The following is a 17,167-nucleotide window of genomic DNA, read 5'->3' as shown; positions in this document are numbered from 1 at the left end:
TGGCACGCACAGCATGCACGAAGCCAAGCCGGCTATACGTGGTTCGATCATTGCAAAATGAAGATCGATGCACCTTAGACCGGCTATACTGCCGGTCAATTTTATTGCAGACCGCACATTTTCTTACCTGTCGGCCGGGCGTATTTGCGTTCAGTCACGCCAACCGGGATCGCTGCTTGAAAAGAAATTTCTACCTCGTCATGGCCGCGCAGTTCTTTTCATCGCTGGCCGACAATGCGCTGTTCATCGTTGCGATCGCACTGATCCAGTTGCTGCATGGTCCCGACTGGATGGCTCCCATGGTCAAGTGGGTCTTCGCCCTTTCATACGTGCTGCTGGCAGCCTACGTAGGTGCGATTGCCGACTCCTTTCCCAAGGGCCGCGTCATGTTCGCCACCAACGCAATCAAGGTCGTTGGTTGCCTGATGATGTTTTTGTGTGCCGGCCTGCAATTTGATGACTCCCAGCGACAGGTCTGGCTGGTCTGTAGTGCCTACGCACTGGTCGGTATCGGTGCGGCTGCCTATTCCCCAGCCAAGTACGGCATCGTCACCGAGATGCTGCCCCCCTCTCTGCTGGTCAAGGGCAACAGCTGGATCGAAGGACTGACAGTTCTATCAGTCATCCTGGGCATGGTGCTGGGCGGCTTTCTGGTATCGCCCCAGGTCTCGGAATGGCTGCTGGAACACCCCTGGCTGTCAACCTGGGTACACACCTCCAGCGAAGCGGCCATCCTGATCATTGCCTGTGTCTACCTGACTGCTGCCGGCTGCAACCTGCTCATCCCGGATACCGGGGTACGGTATCCTCGTCAGCAGAAAAACCCGATGCGCCTGATGCGTATTTTCCTGAGCTATGTGGTCATCCTCTGGCGTGACAAGCTGGGACAGATATCGCTGGCAGTGACGACGCTGTTCTGGGGGGCCGGTGCCACCTTGCAGCTCATCGTCATCAAGTGGGGCGAAGTTCACCTGGGCTATGCCATCGACCACGCAGCCATGCTGATGGGCGTGACGGCCGTGGGGATCGTGGTGGGCTCCATCCTGGCGGGCCGCATTCCGCTGCAACGCGCCCTGGCCGTGCTGCCGGTCGGCGTGCTGATGGGGCTGGCCGTATTGCTGATGCCCATCGTCAAATCGACCTGGAGCGTATATGCGCTGCTGCTGCTGATCGGCACCCTGTCGGGCTTTTTCGTGGTGCCGATGAATGCCTTGCTGCAGCACCGCGGACACTTCCTGCTTTCGGCCGGCCACTCGATTGCCGTACAGAACTTCAATGAGCAGTTGAACATCCTGCTGATGGTGGCGATGTACAGCCTGATGTTGCGCCTCGACATCCCGATCAACACCATCATCATCATCTTCGGCGTGCTGGTGGCTGTGCTGATGCTGGTCTTCATGCGCTGGAGCAAGCTCAATCTGGCTGCCGACCCCCGCCTGCATGGCGAGATCGGCAAAACCGGGCACGGCAGCGCACTATAGCCAGGAAAACCTCCTGCCCGGTTTCTGACCGCTACGACAAGGCGGCAAAATACTGCGCAGGGGGCCGTCCCAGGGCTTTCTTGAACATGGTGATGAACGCCGTCACCGAGTCATAGCCAAGATTGCCTGCCACTTGCTGGACCGGTCGCCCGGCCGCAAGCTGCTGCAGGGCGATGATCAGGTGGAGCTGCTGCCGCCACCGCCCGAACGTCAGTCCCGTCTCTCTTTTCAACAATCGCGCCAGCGAACGTTCGCTCATGGCCAGTTTCCCTGCCCACTGAGCAAGCGTACTGCGATCGGCTGGATCCATGACCAGGGCATCGGCAAGGTGCCGGATCCTCGGATGATCCGACACCGGAAGATACAACTGCTCGAGCAGAACCGCAGCCACACGCCCTGCTGCACCATCCCTGGGATAGTCCGGCCCTTGTACGGCCAGATACAGGATCAATTCTCGCATCATCGGACTGATGGCCAAGGTGCAGCATTTCTCAGGCATCAACGCAGATCCCGGTTCGACAAACAGGAAACAGAGACGGGCATTGTCGGTCACACGGTTGCTGTGCAACATGCCCCCCGGAATCCACACTGCATGGTTTGGCGGCACCATCCACACAGCCTGGGCACAGGTTCAGGCATCATCCTGGGACTGACATTCATCGGTCTGCTGGCAGGACAAGACCGGAGAATCGACGCGTGATCTGAAACGCCATCACTGCACCCCCATCGACACAGGAGCGACATATATGAAAATCATCCTCATCGGCGCGACCGGCACCATCGGCAAGGCCGTGCACGCCGAACTCGGCCAACGCCATGACATCATCCCGGTAGGGCGCAACAGTGGCGACCAACACGCGGACATTGCCGATCCCGATTCGATCCGACGCCTTTATGCAGATATCGGTCCCTTCGATGCGCTGGTCAGCACGACCGGTACCGTGCATTTCGGCCCTCTCACGGAGTTCACGGCCGAGCAGTTCGATCTGGGCTTGCGCGACAAGCTCATGGGACAGGTCAACCTGGTGATGCTGGGCCTTGCGCATATCCGCGACGGCGGCTCGTTCACGCTCACCAGCGGCCTGCTCAACGAAAATCCCATCCGACAGGGAATCAGCGCCGCACTGGTCAATGGCGGAATCGAGGGCTTTGTACGCGGCGCAGCCATCGAGTTGCCACGCGGCATTCGTATCAATGCCGTCAGCCCGACCGTGGTCGAGGAGGCGCTGGGAAGATACGCCCCGTTCTTCCGAGGTTTCAAGCCAGCCCCCGCCCGCGATGTCGCCCTGGGCTATGCAAAAAGCGTGGAAGGCGCGCAAACCGGACGCATCTACCGGATCGGCTGGTCGCGCGACAATTAAGTGCGCGGCACAGAAAGCGCAGCCAATCGCTGCAGGTCTTCCCATGAACGCACTTTTTCCTGCGGACTGCGCAGCAGGTAGGCCGGGTGATAGCTGACCACGGCCGGTATGCGGGTACCGGCCACCTCGATCTGGTGGACCTTGCCGCGCAGCCGACTGACAGGCTCCTGCGACCGCAACAGTGTCTGGGCCGCGAAACGTCCCAGGATCAGGATGGCCGCCGGGCGGATCAGTTCGATCTGGCGGAACAGATAGCCGCTGCAGGCATCGATCTCATCCGGACGTGGATTGCGGTTGCCCGGTGGACGGCATTTGATGACATTGGCAATGAACACGTCCTTGTCGCGTCCATGCCCCACCGAGGCCAGCATGGCATCCAGCAGTTGCCCGGAACGCCCCACGAACGGCAGGCCCTGACGATCTTCCTGCTCTCCTGGCGCTTCACCGATGACCATCCAGGTGGCCTGTTCCACCCCCATGCCGAAAACCGCATGGCGACGGCGCTGCCCCAGTTCGCAGGCTCCGCAATCGGTCACCACCTGGCGCAGGTCTGCCAATGACAAAGCAGCCAGATCCGTGCGTCGTTCCTGCCGGGCTGATACTGTTTCCCCGGAAGCCACGCTGGATTGTGCGGCACGGGGAGAGGCGGCACGCTTGACGCCTGCCATGGCAACAGCCTGCGCACGGCTGCGCTCGGCCCCGGCGGGGTGCGATTCAGCAACTGCATGGGCCGGCTGTCTCGCCTGCGCTGCTGCGCCGGCCGTCTCTCGAGCCGTTCTTACCGCCTGTCCACTGGTCGTTGCCGCCGCCTCAGGCGAAGGCCGTACCACCGCAGTGGTACGCGGCACCGATGGCAGCCAGATACGGCCTACACCCAGTTCGCGCAACCAGGCCTGTTGCAGGCCTCCCACCACAAAACGGCCGGATGGCGGTGCCGACACCTGCCCTGCCGTTGCTCCCGGCGTCTGATCCAAGCCTGTCATTCTCCGTTATCCGATTCCGAGTCATCCAATTGCAATACATGCGCATCTTCACGCATTCCCTCGCCGGCAGGATAATAGCCCTTGCGGATGCCGATCTGCCTGAAGCCGCGGCGCGCATAGAAAGCACGTGCCCGTTCATTGGAACGACGCACCTCCAGCAGCACGGGCAGTTGCCGTTGCGCAGCCAGCAGGATACACCAGTCCATCAGGATCCGACCCAGCCCCTGCCCCTGCCAGGCAGGGTGCACGGCAATGCTCAGCAGATGGGCTACGTCCGGCGCATACATCAGGACGGCAAAGGCGACGGGTATCTCCTCATGGCGCAATACCCAGGCTTCGTACCCGGCACCCAGCGAATCGGCAAAATTGCCGCGCGACCAAGGAAATGCCTGCACCCGCGCCTCCAGCGCAGCCACGGCATCGAGATCCCGCTCCGTCATGACGGCGGGTCGCCACGCAACGGACATGCCCGCCATTGCTCAGCCCCCCGTCACTGCAATCGCACGGGGATTGCCTCCCTGGCCCTGGGCACGCTCATGAGTCGTGAAAGCGACCTTGTCCCTGACATAGAGCGGCGCAGCATCTTCGGGGGCCACCCGCACGCCCGCCTGCCAGTCCAGCCAGGCCAGTCGCGCCACGCTGGCCACTTCCGGATGCAGTGCCTGCTCGACACGATCTGCCACATCGACAGGCCGTACGGCATCAGGCATGTCCCAGGCATCACCGGCCAGCCACAGAGAAGGCATGCAGTCCGAGCCATTGCCCCAGCCAGTGCGGCGCACGGCAATCCATTCAGCCAGATCATGTACTGCCACCAGCTCGGGCATCTGCAAGCACAGCCAGCCAGCGCCGGGTGCCTCGCGCCGATAGGCAGCCATATAGGTCTCGTTCATCCTGGCATCAAGTGCCACGACCACATCCACCCGCCCAGGCAAAGCCTCACAGACACGTGCGGCCGCTTCGGCCACTGCACGGTGCGACACGATCGGCAAGACGGGGATATCCAGCGACATCGCCATACCCTGTGCCACGCCGCATGCCACGCGCAATCCCGTAAAGCCTCCCGGCCCCTGACCGAACGCCACTGCATCGAGGTCGGCAGGCCGCAATCCTGCCTCGCCCAGCAGGCGAGTCGCCATCGGCAGCAAATGCTCGGCATGCTCACGCATACCGTCATGGTGCAACACGCTGATTGTGGGTGCTCCCGAGGCATCCGGACGCAGCAGCGCGACGCCACAGCTGTTACCAGATGATTCGATAGCCAGGATATTAGGTTTCATAAAGAAAATATGTCGATAAATTGAGTCGTATGACGGCAAAAAATGTAAGATATTGCGACGCAGGCCTAGCGCACGTTTTGGACCGCTGTTACATTTGGCCCATGAGCACACAAAACACACCTCCCGCACGCAAAGTCCTCATCGTCGACGATGATCCCCGTCTGCGCGATCTGCTGCGCCGCTATCTGTCCGAACAGGGTTTTACCGTGTTCGTGGCCGAAGACGCAAAAGAAATGGGCAAACTCTGGCAACGTGAGCATTTCGACCTGCTCGTGCTGGATCTGATGCTCCCCGGTGAAGACGGCCTGTCCATCTGCCGCCGTCTGCGCGGTGGGCATGATAATACGCCTATTATCATGCTCACAGCCAAGGCCGAGGAAATCGACCGCATCGTCGGTCTTGAAATGGGGGCCGACGACTACCTGTCCAAGCCCTTCAATCCCCGCGAACTGCTGGCCCGGATCAATGCCATCCTGCGCCGTCGCGGCACCGAGGAACATCCCGGTGCCCCCAGCCAGGAAAACGAATCCATCGTTTTCGGTCCCTACACCCTGAACCTGTCCACCCGTACATTGAGCAAGGACGGCGAGCAGATCCCCATCACCACCGGTGAATTCTCGGTGCTGAAGGTCTTCGCCCGCCATCCCAAGATTCCGCTCTCCCGCGACAAGCTGATGGAACTGGCTCGTGGCCGCGAATACGAGGCCTTTGACCGCAGTCTCGACGTACAGATCTCACGCCTGCGCAAGCTGATCGAACCCAACCCGTCCAAGCCGGTCTTCATCCAGACCGTCTGGGGTCTGGGCTATGTCTTCGTGCCCGACGGCGGCGTCTGACACAACGCCTGACACACCCGGCGCGCATGCGCCGGGATTCTCCTCCCTGCACAGATGCCGAATATACTGAATCGCGCCCGCGCGCACGCCAATATCGGCCTGTTCGGGCGTACCTTTCTACTGCTCGTTGCCCTGATGTTGGTCAGCCTGCTGGCCTGGCTGCAGGTGTTCTTCAGCATGGAAGTCGGTCCGCGTGCCAGCCAGATGGCACAACGCGTCGCAACCGCCATCAACATCACGCGTACGGCACTGGCCCACATCCCCGACAGCGATCACAGCCAGTTGCTGCTCGACCTGGCCACCAACGAAGGCATCCAGGTCTATCCTCGCAATACCACCGATTTCGCTCAACCCATCCCGAATGACGAGTTCTGGCTGCGTGTCGCCTCCAATATCCGTGAGCGCTACGGCCCGGACACCTATGTTTCCTGGACGGTCAACAGTATTCCCGGATTCTGGGTCGGTTTCCAGGTCGACGATGCCGCCTACTGGCTGGTCTTCGAGCGGGAACAGATCGAACCAAGCCGGGGTATCGAGTGGGTTGGCTGGGGTGCCACAGCACTGCTGCTGTCACTGATCGGTGCCGCCGTCAGCGTGGGTTTTGTCAACCGCCCGTTGTCACGTCTGGCCAAGGCGGCACAGATTCTGTCGCGTGGCCATGCCCCGGCCATGCTGCCAGAGACCGGTCCCAAGGAAATCCGCGATCTCAATGCCAGCTTCAACCGCATGGCACGCGACATCCAGCAGACCCAGACTGACCGCGAGATCATGCTGGCCGGGATTTCGCACGACCTGCGCACACCGCTCACTCGCATGCGCCTGGAAATCGAGATGAGCGGCATCTCCGAAGAGGCGCGTGCCGCCATCGATGATGATCTGGCGCAGATCGACCACAGCATCGGCCAGTTGATGGAGTATGCCCGCCCCCCCAGCCTGCAGCCCAGCGAAGCCAGCAATGTTTCGACCATCCTGTCGGAAATGCTGGAGCGCGAGCGTAGCCATACTGCCACGCTGGGTGGCGAGTTGAGGTCTTCCATTTCTCCGGGCCTGTTTGCCCGTGTCTCTCCCCTGGACCTGACCCGTGCCGTCAGCAACCTGATCGAAAATGCCCGTCGCTATGGCCGCAACAGCGATGGCCAGATGCTGATCAAGGTCAGCCTGCAAAGTGAAGGCAACCGGCTCATCCTGGACGTCAGCGATCAGGGTCCGGGTATCCGGCCGGATGATATCGAGCGCCTGTTGCGGCCTTTCTCGCGCGGAGAGTCCGCTCGCACTGGCGTGAGCGGCGCAGGGCTCGGTCTGGCCATCGTGGAACGCCTGCTGACACATGCGGGCGGCAGCCTCAAGCTGTTGAGCAACCCAGGCGGTGGGCTACTGGCGCGGATCGAATTGCCGGCAGCCTGAGCCAGGCTGCGCAGACAGGGGCAGATCACTGCCCTATATATCAATCAGAGGCCTGCACCCGTGCCAGCAAGGCCACCGCAGTGACCGCGATCCCTTCCTTGCGGCCCAGATACCCCAAGTGCTCGTTGGTCTTGCCCTTGATGTTCACGACCGACTCCGGAATACCGAGATCTGTCGCGATATTCGCCACCATGGCGGGCGCATGCGGACCGATCTTGGGAGCCTGAGCATGAATGGTGGCATCGATGTTTACCACCTGCCAGCCGGCTTCCCTGACTTTGGCATAGGCAGCGCGCAACAGTACCCGGCTGTCGGCGCCGGCATAGGCCGGATCCGTATCGGGAAAATGCCGCCCGATATCTCCAAGAGCCGCACCACCCAGCACCGCATCGGTCAGGGCATGCAGCAGGACATCGGCATCGGAGTGCCCCTTGAGTCCGTGGGTATGCGGGATCGTAACGCCGCCGATGATCAGCGGACGACCTTCGACCAGCGCATGCACGTCAAAACCTTGTCCGACACGGAAAGGCACATTCAGGATATCCATTTTTCCATCCATTCGAAATCAGCCGGCCAGGTCAGCTTCATGTTGGCCATGGCCCCCGGCACCAGCAGGGGCTGGACCTGCAGGGCCTCGACGGCAGAGGCTTCATCAGTCACCAGCAGGCCTGACAGGCGTGCCTGCTGCAGCGCCTGCAAAAGCTGCGCGGCCGGAAAGAGTTGCGGCGTCTGCGCCAGCCACAGTCCCTCGCGAGGCAATGTGGCCGCCACCGAGTGTGCGGCGGGCGCGGTCAGCGCCCCGCCTTCGGGCGACGTTTCGCGCTTGACCGTATCGGCCACCGGCAGGGCCAGCAGTCCACCCCGGCCGGCCTCCAGGCAGGTATCTATCAGGCGGGCCAGGGCCTCAAGTGGCAGGCCAGGTCTGGCCGCATCATGCACCAGCGCCCAATCGTCCTCGCGCCAGTCGCCTTGCAGCAATCCCTGCTCTACTGTATCCGCCCGGGTTGCGCCACCGCACGGCAGGCATTCGGTCCGGGGCAAACCAGCCAGCACCTCTGCCGCCAGGGCATCATCGGGTGCCACCACGACCCGCACAGCGGCAATGCGCGGCTCCGCCAGCAGTGCCAGCACGGTACGCCGCAATACCGCCTGCCCATCGAGAAGGCGATATTGCTTGGGTCGGGCCGGTTCGTCCGGCCTCAATGCCCGCGCCCCTACGCCGGCCGCCGGCACCAGGGCGATGATGCGCCCTTCGGTCATGCTTGTCTGTATCATGCCGCAATCATACCTGCGCGCCGCATTATAATTCCAGCCCTGATGCAGACTCACGCCCTTGCCCCTTCCCTTCCCGGCCTGGAAACCCTGTGTACGCTCAAGCCCGGCACGCGTCACATACAGCCCCGGCCGCCCGGTTCCGGTGATGCCTGGCTGCTGGCCAAGCTGGGCCAGCACCGCCGCAAGCTGATCGTCGTCCTGTGCGAAGACCCGCGCGATGCGCAACGGCTGACCGACGAAATCCGGCTTTTCGAGCCTGGCCTGCGCGTGCGCCAGTTTCCCGATTGGGAAACCCTGCCCTACGACGGCTTTTCGCCGCACCAGGATCTGGTTTCGGAACGGCTGCATACCTTGCACGCGCTGATGCGCCGCGAGGTTGATATCCTGACCGTACCGGTCACGACCGCCCTGTACCGGCTGCCGCCCGCCGCATTCCTGGCTGCCTACACGTTTTCGTTCCGCCAGGGTGACCGGCTCAATGAGCAGGCTCTGCGCGACCAGCTCACGCTGGCCAACTACGAGCACGTCACCCAGGTGACTGCGCCCGGTGAATTCTGCATCCGGGGCAGCCTGATCGATCTGTTCCCGATGGGCTCGGCCCTGCCTTACCGGCTGGACCTGTTCGATGACGAGATCGAAAGCATCCGCAGCTTCGATATCGACACCCAGCGCAGCATTTATCCGGTCAAGGAAGTCCAGTTGCTGCCCGGCCGCGAGTTTCCGCTTGACGAAGCCGCACGCACGCATTTCCGCAGCCGCTTCAGGGAAGTGTTCGAAGGCGATCCGTCCAAGGCAGTCCCATACCGGGATGTCGGCCACGGCATTGCCTTTGCGGGCATCGAATACTACCTGCCGCTGTTTTTCGACCAGACGGCCACCCTGTTCGACTATCTCGACGAACAGGCCATGATGGTTTCCCTGGGGCACGCCGAAGGTGCCATCCTGCGATTCGGGGCCGACACCCAGAGCCGCTACCAGTTTCTCAAGAGCGACCGCGAACGCCCCATCCTGCCCCCCGGCGAACTGTTCCTCGACAGCGAGGGCTTTCACACCCTGCTCAAGCGCTTTGGCCGCCTGGTGCTGGCCTCCGATGAAGCTGCCGCCGCGCCTGCGGCCGGCTTCTCCGCCCTGCCCGATGTCGCGGTCCTGCATCGCGCCGCCGATCCGCTGCTCAGACTGCGTGAACTCATCGATATCGCGCTGGATCACGGCCAGCACATCCTGTTGTGCGCCGACTCTGCCGGGCGCAGGGAAACGCTCGCCCAGATGCTGGCCGGCCACAATCTGGCACCACAGATACAGACCGATGCCCTGCATGACTTCCTGCAGGCGCCCACCACTTTCGGTCTGACCGTCGCCCCTCTGACGACGGGGTTCGGGCTGGATGGCGGTTCGCTGCTGTTCCTGACTGAAAACGACCTCTATCCCAGCCAGGCCGGCGGCACGCGCCGCCGTGCCAGGCGCAGCGCGGAAAGCACCAGCAGTGTCGATGCCATGGTGCGCGACCTCTCCGAACTGCGTCCCGGCGATGCCGTGGTGCATGTACAACACGGTATCGGCCGTTACCAGGGGCTGGTCAATCTGGACCTGGGTTCCGGGGAAATGGAATGCCTGCACCTGGAATACGCCCAGGGCAGCACGCTGTATGTGCCGGTCTCGCAGCTCCATGTCATCTCCCGCTACAGCGGTGCCGACCCCGAGGCGGCACCGCTGCATCATCTGGGTTCGGGTCAATGGGAGAAGTCACGCCGCAAGGCAGCCCGACAGGCACGCGACGCCGCCGCCGAACTGCTCGACCTGTACGCTCGCCGTGCAGCCCGCGAAGGCTATGCCTTCAATCTGCCGCTGTCTGACTACCAGGCATTTACCGAAGGCTTCGGTTTCGAGGAAACACCCGACCAGGCTGCCGCCATCGAGGCGGTCATGCACGACATGACTTCCGGCCAGCCCATGGATCGCCTGGTCTGCGGCGACGTCGGCTTTGGCAAGACCGAAGTGGCACTGCGCGCTGCCTTCCTGGCCATCGCCAACAGCAAGCAGGTGGCACTGCTGTGCCCGACCACACTGCTGGCCGAACAGCATGCCCAGACCCTGGCCGACCGCTTTGCCGACTGGCCGGTCAAGATCGTCGAGCTGTCACGCTTTCGCTCTGCCAAGGAAATCTCGGCCGCCATCGAAGGCATCAACGACGGCACCGTCGATATCGTGGTCGGCACGCACAAGATCCTGTCGAGGGACATTCGCTTCAAGCGACTCGGGCTGGTCATCATCGATGAGGAACACCGTTTCGGCGTACGCCAGAAGGAAGCCCTCAAGGCATTGCGGGCCGAGGTCGATATCCTGACCCTGACGGCTACCCCCATTCCCCGCACCCTGGGCATGTCGCTCGAAGGCGTGCGCGATTTCTCGGTCATTGCCACGGCACCGCAAAAGCGGCTGGCGATCAAGACCTTCGTACGTCGCGAAGATGGCAGTACCATCCGCGAAGCGCTGCTGCGCGAACTCAAGCGGGGCGGCCAGGCCTATTTCCTGCACAACGAAGTCGAGACCATCCACAACCGCCGCGCCCGCCTCGAGGAGCTGGTACCCGAAGCGCGTATCGGCGTCGCCCACGGCCAGATGCCGGAGCGCGAACTCGAAGCCGTGATGAAAGGCTTCTACCAGCAACGGTTCAATGTGCTGCTGTGTACCACCATCATCGAGACCGGCATCGACGTGCCCAGTGCCAATACCATCATCATCCATCGCGCCGACAAATTCGGCCTGGCGCAGTTGCACCAGTTGCGCGGACGCGTCGGCCGGTCCCACCACCAGGCCTATGCCTACATGCTGACACCGGGCGAGGATGCCATTACCGGCAATGCCAAGAAGCGGCTGGAAGCGATCCAGGCAATGGAAGAACTGGGTTCCGGCTTCTACCTGGCCATGCACGATCTGGAAATCCGGGGGGCAGGCGAAATCCTGGGCGAATCGCAATCGGGCAATATCCAGGAAGTCGGCTTCTCGATGTACACCGACATGCTCAACGAGGCGGTACGCGCCCTCAAGTCGGGGCAGGAGCCAGACCTGGATGCGCCCTTTGCGACTGCCTGCGAGGTCAACCTGCACGCACCTGCCCTGCTGCCGGCGGATTACTGCGCCGACATCCCGGCACGGCTGGGCCTGTACAAGCGACTGGCGCACGTTGCGAATCACGATGACCTGCTGCGTCTGCAGGAAGAACTGATAGACCGATTCGGCAAGCTGCCACCGCCCGCCGAGAACCTGATCGCCACGCACCGCTTGCGCATCGCCGCCCAGCCGCTGGGCATCATCCGCATCGATGCCAGCGAAAGTCAGGCCCTGATCCAGTTCCGCCCGGATGCGCCCATCGATCCTGTGATCCTGATCGAACTGGTGCAGAAACGGCGCCACATCCGTTTCTCCGGACAGGAAAAGCTGCGCATCGAACTGACCGCACCCAACATCAAGGATCGCGTACGCGCCATTCTTGATGTCATACAGACCCTTTCCCCCTTTAAATCATCCGTCCCGTCATGACCACTGCTCACCATCTCGTCATTCAGGCCCCCGGACTCGATCACAATCTGGCCGAACACGCCGCCGCACTCGCCAGCGCACAGGGTGCGCAGCGCATCAATGCCACGGCGGTACGCCTGCTCGATGTCGAGCATGATACCGACACGCGCCGGCAGATCCGCGACTGGTGCGCCACGCGCAGCCTGGACTTTGCCTTCATCCCCGCAGGCCGCAGCCTGGCCAGTTGCCGCATCCTGGCCATGGACATGGACTCCACCCTGATCAACATCGAATGCATCGATGAGATCGCCGCCCTGTCGGGCCGCGGCGACCAGGTCAAGTCCATTACCGAGGCCGCCATGCGCGGCGAGATCAAGGACTTTTCCGATAGCCTCACACGACGTGTGGCGCTGCTCGAAGGCGTCCCCGCCAGCATCCTTGAGCGTATCTATGAAGAACGCCTGCGCCTGAACGCCGGTGCGGAAAACCTGCTGGCAGGTGCCCGCGCGGCAGGCCTGAAGACCCTGCTGGTATCGGGCGGCTTCACATTCTTCACCGAGCGCCTGCAGGAACGCCTGGGATTGGACGAAACCCATGCCAACACACTGGAAATCATCGATGGCAAGCTGACTGGACGCGTGCTGGGCGACATCCTCGACGGTGCTGCAAAGGCGCGCCACCTGCTGGCACTGGCCGCTCGACTGGAAGCCGAACGCCATCAGGTCATCGCCATGGGGGATGGTGCCAACGATCTGCTGATGATGGAACATGCCGCATTTTCGGTCGCCTGGCGCGCCAAGCCCGTTGTACGGGCACAGGCTGCCTACGCACTGGATCATGCTGGCCTCGATGGCGTATTGAACTGGTTCGAAGGCAACTGAGACAGAATGAAAAGGCACCGATCCAGGCACCATGCGGCCTGGCGACGAGTAGAGCAAAAGCTATACGTGCAAATGAGATTCCAGATCATTTACTTTTAAGATCGGTCAATTTGATTTAAGTCATGCTCATTTCCGCACAATTTGCAGGCTATTGCAAAAACCGGCGATGTGCATGCTACACTTCGGCCGTCTTATGGGGAGTAGCCTGCTTTCAGCATTGAAAGCGCCCATGTCAACATACTTGATGCGCCTCGATGCATCATGGCATGGGCAGCAGTCCGGCTTGGCGAGACCATCGACGTACCGAGCTACCGGTCAGGGGCGCGGTGTGTCGTGGTATCCGCCCCAGACCAGGAAGCACCCTCATGATTACCCTACCCGTCACCCTGCTGGCCTTCGGCATGTCCATGGATGCCTTTGCCGCTGCCATCGGCAAAGGCACGGCGCTGAATCGTCCCGGCCTGCGCGAAGCCATGCGCATCGGCCTGATCTTCGGTGTCATCGAATTCATCACCCCGCTGCTGGGCTGGCTGCTTGGCCAGACTGCCGCCCAATACGTCAGCCACTGGGATCACTGGATCGCCTTCGTGCTGCTGTGCTTCCTGGGTGGCCGCATGATCCTGTCGGGCGCACGCCCGGCCTCTGGCGAACCTGTCGTGCTGCAACGCCATCCTTTCTGGGTGCTGGCCGTGACCGGCATCGCCACCAGCATCGATGCTTTCGCCATCGGTGTGGGACTGGCCTTCCTGGATGTGCCCATCATCCCGGCTGCCATCGCAATTGGCATGGCCACGTTCACCATGACCACCCTGGGCGTTCTGCTGGGACGCGTACTCGGCAAGCTGGCCGGGCGGCAGGCAGAAATCCTGGGCGGCGTGCTGCTCATCGTGATCGGCGCGGTCATCCTGAAAGAACATCTGCTGCCTGCTGCATAAGACATGCGCCACCTTTTTCGAGGCGGCTTGCTTTCATGTCACTACCAGGCCGCGGCAAGCGCCGGCAGTCCCTGATGCGTCGGGAAAAACGGCAGGACGTCTTCAGCCAATTCCTGAATCACCTCGGCAGCAGGCCGCTCCGAGAACTGTATCCCCAGCGCGGCATGGTTGACTCCCGCCGCCTGCCATTCCTCCAGCAGGGCAATCAGGCCATTGCGCCCGGTGCGCAGGATGTACCCACCCTGCTGAGGCGTGCGCGGATAGTCAGGGTCGTCGACCAGATCCAGCCATTCATTCGTCATGTGCGGCCGAAACCCGCCATCGGGGATCAATGCGCGCCAGGCACGGATTTTCTCGGCCAGACGCCGCGGCCCATTGGGCGTATGCGTAGCGTCGGGATAGGTCAGCCAGCCATCCGCCTGTTCGGCAATCCAGGCCAGCGACTGCCCCGACGAACTGGTGACAATCAGCGGTATCGACCCGGCGGCAGGCTTGGGCAGGAACTCGGCAGCGTCGAAGTGCCCCAGTGGTGAATCCATCACCAGGCTGCCGGCCTGCATGAGCTGGCGAAAATACGTGACCGCCTGCGCGAAGCGTTCACCACGGTCCGCATGTTTCAACCCATAGGCCGGAAACTCGATAGGCCGGTCGCCCGAAGCGATGCCCATCACCAGGCGCCCTCCCGAGAGCTGGTCGATGGTAGCCGATGCCTTGGCCAAGTCAATCGGATGACGCAGAGAGAAAATGACACTGCCCGTTGCCAGTGCCACTCTCTTCGTCCGCGCAGCGAGAAAGGCCAGGTACGTGAAGGGATCGAACACCTGTCCGGCATCGCCAAACATCGGATCGAACAAGGGAACATCGCGCACCCATACGGCGGCAAAATCATGGCGATCGATCCGCTCCACCAGTTCTGCCTGCCCGGCCAGCACCTGCATGTCGCCTTCGTAAAAACGCAGCGGCAGAAAAATGCCGAGGGTCAGGTGATCGGGCATAAACATGCGACAGTAGCCGGGATGGCTCTGGAACGCTGAAAATGATGCGCCCTGGATTGCGGGAATCATGGCTGTAGTGTCCATCATGACGGCCTCCTTATGCGCCGGTCGCAGGTGCAGGCAGCGTGACGCCCTTGCGTACGGCAGGTCGCTGCGCCACGCGCTCATGCCAGGCGCTCATGTACCGGTGCTTGCTGAAATCAAAGCCGATGATTCTGGCAATATGTGTCCAGCCGAAGTGCGCAATATCGGCAATGGAGTACGCCTCCCCGGCCAGGTAGGGATGCCGGGCCAGACGACTATCCAGCACGGCGAATGCGTCTTCGGTCAGATACCGGTAGCGCTCGATGGCAGCCGGCACCCTGCCCTCGGCAAACAGTTCGAAATGCACACGCTGCCCGATGATCGGACCAACGCTGGACGAGTGAAATTGCAGCCACTTGATCGCCTCCCAGCGCGCTACCGGCGCTTGCGGCAGCAACCGGCCAGTCTTCTCGGCCAAATACAGCAGAATGGCGGCCGATTCGAACAACGTGATACCGGTTTCATCATCGGTGATGGCCGGGATACGTCCATGCGGATTCAGGGCCAGGAACGCCGGCTGCCGATGCTCGCCAGCCTCGATCCGGACATGCTGCAACCTGTAAGGCAGTCCCAGTTCTTCCAGGGCAATGGTCGTCTTGAAACCATTGGGCGAACTGTCGGTATAGAGATCAATCATCGCGTAACTCCCGAACGGGTGGTTTGCCCCGGCAGGATGGCTGTCGCGCAGACCAGCCCCACCAGAACCATGCAGGCAGAAATCAGGATGGCGTAGCTGAAGCCCTGAGCAGCGCTGCCGCCGCTGGCAAGTACGGCAATGCTGACCGCAACACCGACTGCCAGCCCTACCGCCGAGCCGACTTCCTGGGTCGTGGTGAGCATGCCGCCCGCCAATCCATGATCGGCCGCCTCGACGCCCTCGATGCCTGCCACTGTCCAGGCAGGAAAAGCGACGCCGTAGCCAATACCCGCGAGCAAGGTCCCCGGTAAAATGGATGTACTCCATGAGGCATCTGCCAACAACGATGCGCCCAGCAATGCCAGCCCACCGATAAACAGCACCATGCCACCAAGGATGACTGGCCTGGTGCCCGTTCTGGCGATCAGGGCAGGCCCGCCCCAGGCGCTGGAGAGCGTGAAGGCCATTGCCATCGGCAGCAGTCCCAGTCCGGTCTGCGTGGCAGTAAAGCCCAATACTTCCTGCATATAGAGAGCGACCACCACAAACGTCGGCCCCAATGCGGTATTGGCCAGCAAGGAAACAAGGTTCGCCCCTCCTGTCGAGCGCCGCCAGAAAATCGGCAGCGGCATCAATGGGGATTCGACCTTGCTTTCCACGCGCACGAACCCCGCCAGCAGGATCAGCGCCAGCAGAACCAGCCCGAAGGTCTCGGCAGAGGCCAGGCCGACATGCTCACTATTGGCAAAAGCGAAAACCAGCGTGGCGGCACCACTGGCAACCAGCACTGCGCCCCATATATCCAGATGTCCGGATGCGGTCCGGGCATCTGGCTTGCCGATGGGCAGCACCCCCGACAGGGCGATGGCCAGCATGCCGACCGGCACATTGATCCACAGCACCCAGCGCCACCCCAGCAGATCCGTGATGACGCCCCCCAGGATCAGGCCTGCCACGAACCCACTGGCCGCCACGGCCGTCCACGCACCCAGCGCCCGGTTGCGTTGCTGCGGATCGGAAAAAACCGTCAGCAGCAGCGAAAATGCAGCCGGAGAAAACATTGCAGCCCCCAAGCCCTGCATGGCGCGGGTGGCAATCAACATCGCCGGACTGTGTGAAAACCCGCCCAGCAACGAACCTGCCGTAAAGAGCGTCAATCCGATCAGGAATACGCGCCGCCGGCCAAACATATCAGCCGCTCGGCCCCCCAGCAGCAGAAAGCCTGCAATGGCTACGCCATACGCATTGATGACCCACTGCAGCCCTCCCGGTGTGAAACCCAGGCTCTGCTGAATCTGAGGCAGAGGAATCATGGTGATGGAAAAGTCGAGCAATGCAACGAATTGCGTAGTGCACAGCAGGATCAGGCATAGCCGCCAATGCGGATGAGTCATGAGGACAGTCCAATTAATATAGGTTTACTAAATAATCACATGAAAACTAAATTTTCGTTATCATGGCCTTATTCATAAAAAATCAGAAGCGATCATTTTTGC

General features: G+C 61.9%; 14 protein-coding genes, 1 pseudogene and 1 riboswitch. Of the genes and pseudogenes, 7 read left to right on the top strand and 8 right to left on the bottom strand.

All coding sequences use genetic code 11. The annotated features are described in order from the left end of the window. Positions 1 to 176 precede the first annotated feature (176 nt). On the top strand, positions 177 to 1,481 hold the full coding sequence (lplT, locus tag ABN482_RS04670) for a lysophospholipid transporter LplT (RefSeq protein ID WP_349502891.1): 1,305 nt from the start codon (positions 177 to 179) through the stop codon (positions 1,479 to 1,481). A gap of 31 nt (positions 1,482 to 1,512) precedes the next feature. On the opposite strand, the gene ABN482_RS04665 is transcribed toward lplT, so the two are convergent. Next, the gene (locus ABN482_RS04665; RefSeq protein WP_349502890.1) at positions 1,513 to 2,052 is read right to left on the bottom strand and encodes an AraC family transcriptional regulator; all 540 of its coding nucleotides are present in this window, start codon (positions 2,050 to 2,052) and stop codon (positions 1,513 to 1,515) included. A gap of 175 nt (positions 2,053 to 2,227) precedes the next feature. Between ABN482_RS04665 and ABN482_RS04660 the strand changes: the two genes are divergently transcribed. Further along, entirely contained in the window at positions 2,228 to 2,842 is a 615-nt protein-coding gene (locus tag ABN482_RS04660) for a short chain dehydrogenase (RefSeq protein ID WP_349502889.1), read from the top strand. On the opposite strand, the gene ABN482_RS04655 is transcribed toward ABN482_RS04660, so the two are convergent. Together ABN482_RS04655 and tsaB are read right to left on the bottom strand one after the other, a co-directional pair. After that, positions 2,839 to 3,825, bottom strand: a complete 987-nt coding sequence (locus ABN482_RS04655; RefSeq protein ID WP_349502888.1) for a uracil-DNA glycosylase family protein — start codon at positions 3,823 to 3,825, stop codon at positions 2,839 to 2,841. The genes ABN482_RS04660 and ABN482_RS04655 overlap by 4 nt on opposite strands. Next, positions 3,822 to 5,105 (bottom strand): annotated as a pseudogene (gene tsaB / locus ABN482_RS04650) (tRNA (adenosine(37)-N6)-threonylcarbamoyltransferase complex dimerization subunit type 1 TsaB). The gene ABN482_RS04655 and the pseudogene tsaB overlap by 4 nt, the downstream one beginning before the upstream one ends. A gap of 101 nt (positions 5,106 to 5,206) precedes the next feature. Between tsaB and ompR the strand changes: the two are divergent. Next, a complete protein-coding gene (gene ompR, locus ABN482_RS04645) occupies positions 5,207 to 5,941 on the top strand; it encodes an osmolarity response regulator transcription factor OmpR (RefSeq protein WP_109060590.1) in 735 nt (244 codons plus the stop codon). 54 nt (positions 5,942 to 5,995) lie between these two features. Next, positions 5,996 to 7,345, top strand: a complete 1,350-nt coding sequence (locus tag ABN482_RS04640; protein ID WP_349502887.1) for an ATP-binding protein — start codon at positions 5,996 to 5,998, stop codon at positions 7,343 to 7,345. Positions 7,346 to 7,385: 40 nt separating this feature from the next. On the opposite strand, the gene ispF is transcribed toward ABN482_RS04640, so the two are convergent. Beyond that, positions 7,386 to 7,883: a 2-C-methyl-D-erythritol 2,4-cyclodiphosphate synthase gene (gene ispF / locus ABN482_RS04635; RefSeq protein WP_349502981.1), complete on the bottom strand. Its 498-nt coding sequence runs from the start codon at positions 7,881 to 7,883 to the stop codon at positions 7,386 to 7,388. Continuing rightward, on the bottom strand, positions 7,880 to 8,620 hold the full coding sequence (locus tag ABN482_RS04630) for an IspD/TarI family cytidylyltransferase (protein WP_502877238.1): 741 nt from the start codon (positions 8,618 to 8,620) through the stop codon (positions 7,880 to 7,882). The genes ispF and ABN482_RS04630 overlap by 4 nt, the downstream gene beginning before the upstream one ends. A gap of 42 nt (positions 8,621 to 8,662) precedes the next feature. Here ABN482_RS04630 and mfd point away from each other — a divergent pair, with 42 nt between their 5' ends. The 3 genes from mfd (at position 8,663) to mntP (ending at position 13,955) form a co-directional block, all read left to right on the top strand. Next, the gene (gene mfd / locus ABN482_RS04625) at positions 8,663 to 12,160 is read left to right on the top strand and encodes a transcription-repair coupling factor (RefSeq protein ID WP_349502886.1); all 3,498 of its coding nucleotides are present in this window, start codon (positions 8,663 to 8,665) and stop codon (positions 12,158 to 12,160) included. Then, positions 12,157 to 13,020, top strand: coding sequence for a phosphoserine phosphatase SerB (serB, locus tag ABN482_RS04620; RefSeq protein WP_349502885.1), 864 nt, complete (start codon positions 12,157 to 12,159; stop codon positions 13,018 to 13,020). Before mfd ends, serB begins: the two co-directional genes overlap by 4 nt. A 189-nt stretch (positions 13,021 to 13,209) precedes the next feature. Then, positions 13,210 to 13,376, top strand: a riboswitch (yybP-ykoY riboswitch). A gap of 9 nt (positions 13,377 to 13,385) precedes the next feature. Further along, positions 13,386 to 13,955: a manganese efflux pump MntP gene (gene mntP / locus ABN482_RS04615; protein WP_349502884.1), complete on the top strand. Its 570-nt coding sequence runs from the start codon at positions 13,386 to 13,388 to the stop codon at positions 13,953 to 13,955. Positions 13,956 to 13,996: 41 nt separating this feature from the next. Here the strand turns inward: mntP and ABN482_RS04610 are convergent, their stop codons facing one another. From ABN482_RS04610 to ABN482_RS04600, 3 genes are read right to left on the bottom strand one after another with little or no spacing between them, the layout of a single operon-like run. After that, on the bottom strand, positions 13,997 to 15,034 hold the full coding sequence (locus ABN482_RS04610) for an LLM class oxidoreductase (protein ID WP_349502979.1): 1,038 nt from the start codon (positions 15,032 to 15,034) through the stop codon (positions 13,997 to 13,999). A 13-nt stretch (positions 15,035 to 15,047) separates the two neighbouring features. Further along, a complete protein-coding gene (locus ABN482_RS04605; protein WP_349502883.1) occupies positions 15,048 to 15,671 on the bottom strand; it encodes a glutathione S-transferase family protein in 624 nt (207 codons plus the stop codon). Next, the gene (locus ABN482_RS04600) at positions 15,668 to 17,065 is read right to left on the bottom strand and encodes an MFS transporter (protein ID WP_349502882.1); all 1,398 of its coding nucleotides are present in this window, start codon (positions 17,063 to 17,065) and stop codon (positions 15,668 to 15,670) included. Before ABN482_RS04600 ends, ABN482_RS04605 begins: the two co-directional genes overlap by 4 nt. Positions 17,066 to 17,167: the final 102 nt, after the last annotated feature.

Origin of the sequence: Corticimicrobacter sp., assembly GCF_040137905.1 — a bacterium.
Lineage (GTDB): Bacteria > Pseudomonadota > Gammaproteobacteria > Burkholderiales > Burkholderiaceae_B > Corticimicrobacter.
This window is presented reverse-complemented; position numbering and strand designations above follow the sequence as displayed.